Genomic DNA, 3,534 nt, shown 5'->3' with positions numbered 1-3,534 from the left:
ACAGCCCTATCGACCTGAAGGAGAAGGCAATGCCTGTATTGAACGATAGAGCTTTGCGGCCTCTCTACCGGAAGGCGGGGAGGGCGCTGGGTCAGTTGAACCAGCGGATAGACCGGTGGACGCGGCGGTATCCAACAACGACCGCCGTTCTGTTCGCGCTGCTTGGTTGGGTATTGCTCTGGCTGGCTCATCGGGGCGCGATATGCACGTAGAGATCGACGGCGGCGCACCCGTTTCAACCCTTTTCATTCGGAGATTCAGATGAGCTTTCAAAAAGCGATTCGCAAAAAAGCCAAACTCCGGCTGGCGCTCACCGGCCCATCCGGTTCAGGTAAAACCTACTCGGCGCTGTTGCTCGCCAAAGGCATCGGCGGACGCATCGCTGTGATCGATACCGAACACGGCTCAGCCTCCCTGTATGCGGACGTACTCGATTTCGATGTGCTGAATCTGGCCGCGCCCTTTTCTCCGGAGCGCTATATCGAAGTCATAACGGATGCGGCCCGCTCCGGCTACGACGTGCTGATCGTCGATTCGATTACGCATGAATGGAACGGCAAGGGCGGCATCCTCGAAATCCATGACAGGGTGACGCGCGCGCATCCAAGAGGCAACAGCTATACCGCCTGGGCGGAAGTCACGCCACGGCACAACGCCTTTGTTGAGGCGCTGCTGCAAAGCCCGCTGCATATCCTGGTCACGATGCGCTCCAAACAGGACTTTGTACTCACTGACCGGAACGGTAAGCAGGTGCCGCAGAAAGTGGGTCTTGCGCCGATTCAGCGCGATGGCTTTGAGTACGAGATGACCGTCGTACTCGATATTGAACAGGACAGGCATTTAGCAACCGTGAGCAAAGACCGCACCCGCCTGTTCTCTGATAGCACGCCCGAACCGATTACCGAGCAGACCGGACGCCAGCTGATGGAATGGCTGGAAGCGGGCGCGAACCTCATCACGATAGATGAACGCAACCGCCTCCTGGCGCTGCTCGACGATGCCGAACTCTCGTCGATCAAATTCTGCGAGAAGTATGGCCTTTCCCATGTCAGCGAGTTGCCGCAGGACACATTGAATGAGGCGATGGACGCCATCGCTGAATTCAGGCGGAAGAAGCAGGCAATGCACGCTTCCCCATCCGAACCGGTCAATCTTACGGAGATTGAACAGAAGGAGGCCGCCTGATGGCCTGCGTCGAAAAACAGATCGCCGAATTTTACGCCATCCATTCAACCGATTCACCAATTTTAAGGAACACCCATGTATCAACTGAATGAAACCGCTGCCCGTGCTTCGGAGCAGCGTAGCGAGCGGATTGTCGAGCCTGGGGAATATATCGGCATTCTGACCTGCGCTGAAGATATCACCAGCAAGAGAGGCGCGCGTGGCATCGATTGCGTCTTTGAGACGGAAAACAAACACATCGCCTATTTCACGTTGTGGACGTTCGGCACGGAGGGCAAGGAACTGTTTGGCTATTCACAGCTCAACGCGCTGATGACCTGCTTAGGCATCAAAAGCCTCACCCTCTCCAAAGGCGCGGTCTGCAAATGGGACAGGGGCTACAAACGAATGCTCGACATGCCCGCCGATCTGTTCAAAGACTTGATGCACAAAAGAATCGGCGTTCTGTTCGATACCGAAACCTATTACAAGCCGGATGGGACGCCGGTTGTCAAAGCGGTGCCGGCGCACTTCTTTCAGGCCGATACGGGACTGATGGCCTCCGAGCTTCTGGATGGCAAAGTCCAGCCGCAGCAGAAAGAGAAGCTGATTAAGCGCCTCAGGCATCGGCCCGCGAAAGAAGGCAGCGCACCGCCTGCCGCCGCAAGCCAGAGCGACTTTGAAAGCCTCCCATATGACTCACTGAACGACATCCCTTTTTAGGAGCTGATGATGAGCCTTGCCCTTGACGTCCTGTCAGAAGAATACCGGCAAGCGGCTGAATACCTGGCCGATCTTGATTTGGACGCGCAAACGGTGATGGATACGCTGGAAGCCGTCAGCGGCGAACTGACGGACAAAGTACGCAACGTCGCGATGCTGATTCGCAATCAGGAATCGATGGCCGAGCAGATTAAAGCTGCCGAAGCGCAGATGGCCAAACGCAGAAAAGCCTTTGAGAACCGCGCCGCGCACTTCCGGCAATACCTATTCGACAACATGCAGCACGCAGGGCTTCAGAAGGTGGACTGTCCGTATTTCAACATTGCGATTCGCACCAACCCGCCCGCCGTCCAGATCGAGGACGTGCGGCAGATTCCAGCGCAATTCATGCGCCAGCCCGAACCGCCGCCGCCCGCGCCGGATAAGAAAGCCATCAAGGAAGCGCTGGAAGCCGGTGCCGATGTGCCGGGCGCGCGGTTGGTCAGAGGGCAATCGCTGCGCATTCAATAAAGGCGCTGACCGGTTTTTGGAATAAAAAATGAGCACTCCTATTTTTTTGACAAATGACGAGATTTCGCACCTCACCGCTCGCAAGAATAAAGGCGCACAAATCGATGCGCTCAGACGTATGGGGCTTCCATTTTTTGTGAATGCAACAGGTCATCCAGTGGTCACACGTGCAGCGATTGAAGGCGGTTTCAAAGCAAGACAAGAAGCGGCGAACGTGTGGACGCCACAAGTCTTGAAGACTGCTTAACATGGGGCGCAAGCCAAGCCGAAATAAAAATTTGCCGCAAGGTATGCGTGCACGGCATAGAACATCCGGCACCTATTACTATCTGGATACAAGCGGCACGCCGCGACGTGAAATTGCGCTCGGTTCAGACTATGCTTTAGCGGTTAAAAAATGGGCGGAACTCACGGTAAATGCTCAGCCGCGCCATACTGAATTGATGTTGATTATCGTTCAGCGCAGGTCAGAATGCCGATATATTCCCCAGGCTCGACAATCCGCTCGCTACGCTGCTCCGAAGCACGGGCAGCGGTTTCATTCAGTTGATACATGGGTGTTCCTTAAAATTGGTGAATCGGTTGAATGGATGGCGTAAAATTCGGCGATCTGTTTTTCGACGCAGGCCATCAGGCGGCCTCCTTCTGTTCAATCTGCGTAAGATTGACCGGTTCGGATGGGGAAGCGTGCATTGCCTGCTTCTTCCGCCTGAATTCAGCGATGGCGTCCATCGCCTCATTCAATGTGTCCTGCGGCAACTCGCTGACATGGGAAAGGCCATACTTCTCGCAGAATTTGATCGACGAGAGTTCGGCATCGTCGAGCAGCGCCAGGAGGCGGTTGCGTTCATCTATCGTGATGAGGTTCGCGCCCGCTTCCAGCCATTCCACCAACTGGCATCCGGTCTGCTCGGTAATCGGTTCGGGCGTGCTATCAGAGAACAGGCGGGTGCGGTCTTTGCTCACGGTTGCTAAATGCCTGTCCTGTTCAATATCGAGTACGACGGTCATCTCGTACTCAAAGCCATCGCGCTGAATCGGCGCAAGACCCACTTTCTGCGGCACCTGCTTACCGTTCCGGTCAGTGAGTACAAAGTCCTGTTTGGAGCGCATCGTGACCAGGATATGCAGCGGGCT

At 55.5% G+C, this 3,534-nt stretch carries 6 protein-coding genes and 1 pseudogene; 6 read left to right on the top strand and 1 reads right to left on the bottom strand.

The window, feature by feature from the left end:
* The 6 genes from CAGGBEG34_RS11200 to CAGGBEG34_RS11460 all read left to right on the top strand — a co-directional run.
* On the top strand, window positions 1-212 hold a 212-nt coding region (locus CAGGBEG34_RS11200; RefSeq protein ID WP_203224881.1), incomplete at its 5' end, for a hypothetical protein.
* Between the two features lie 49 nt (window positions 213-261).
* On the top strand, window positions 262-1,185 hold the full coding sequence (locus CAGGBEG34_RS08715) for an ATP-binding protein (RefSeq protein ID WP_006683290.1): 924 nt from the start codon (window positions 262-264) through the stop codon (window positions 1,183-1,185).
* 75 nt (window positions 1,186-1,260) lie between these two features.
* Window positions 1,261-1,887, top strand: a complete 627-nt coding sequence (locus CAGGBEG34_RS08710; RefSeq protein WP_006683289.1) for a hypothetical protein — start codon at window positions 1,261-1,263, stop codon at window positions 1,885-1,887.
* Between the two features lie 9 nt (window positions 1,888-1,896).
* Complete coding sequence (locus tag CAGGBEG34_RS08705) at window positions 1,897-2,397, top strand: siphovirus Gp157 family protein (RefSeq protein WP_203224880.1); 501 nt, start codon at window positions 1,897-1,899, stop codon at window positions 2,395-2,397.
* A gap of 28 nt (window positions 2,398-2,425) precedes the next feature.
* Window positions 2,426-2,644, top strand: coding sequence for a DUF4224 domain-containing protein (locus CAGGBEG34_RS08700; protein ID WP_006683287.1), 219 nt, complete (start codon window positions 2,426-2,428; stop codon window positions 2,642-2,644).
* Window positions 2,645-2,687: 43 nt separating this feature from the next.
* Window positions 2,688-2,996 carry a hypothetical protein gene (locus CAGGBEG34_RS11460; RefSeq protein WP_203224879.1) on the top strand — a complete coding sequence of 103 codons (309 nt, stop codon included), beginning with the start codon at window positions 2,688-2,690 and terminating at the stop codon, window positions 2,994-2,996.
* Between the two features lie 31 nt (window positions 2,997-3,027).
* Here the strand turns inward: CAGGBEG34_RS11460 and CAGGBEG34_RS08690 are convergent.
* Window positions 3,028-3,534, bottom strand: a pseudogene (locus tag CAGGBEG34_RS08690) (AAA family ATPase); the annotation flags it as partial.

The organism is Candidatus Glomeribacter gigasporarum BEG34, from assembly GCF_000227585.1.
Classification (GTDB): Bacteria; Pseudomonadota; Gammaproteobacteria; order Burkholderiales; family Burkholderiaceae; genus Glomeribacter; species Glomeribacter gigasporarum_B.
This window is presented reverse-complemented; position numbering and strand designations above follow the sequence as displayed.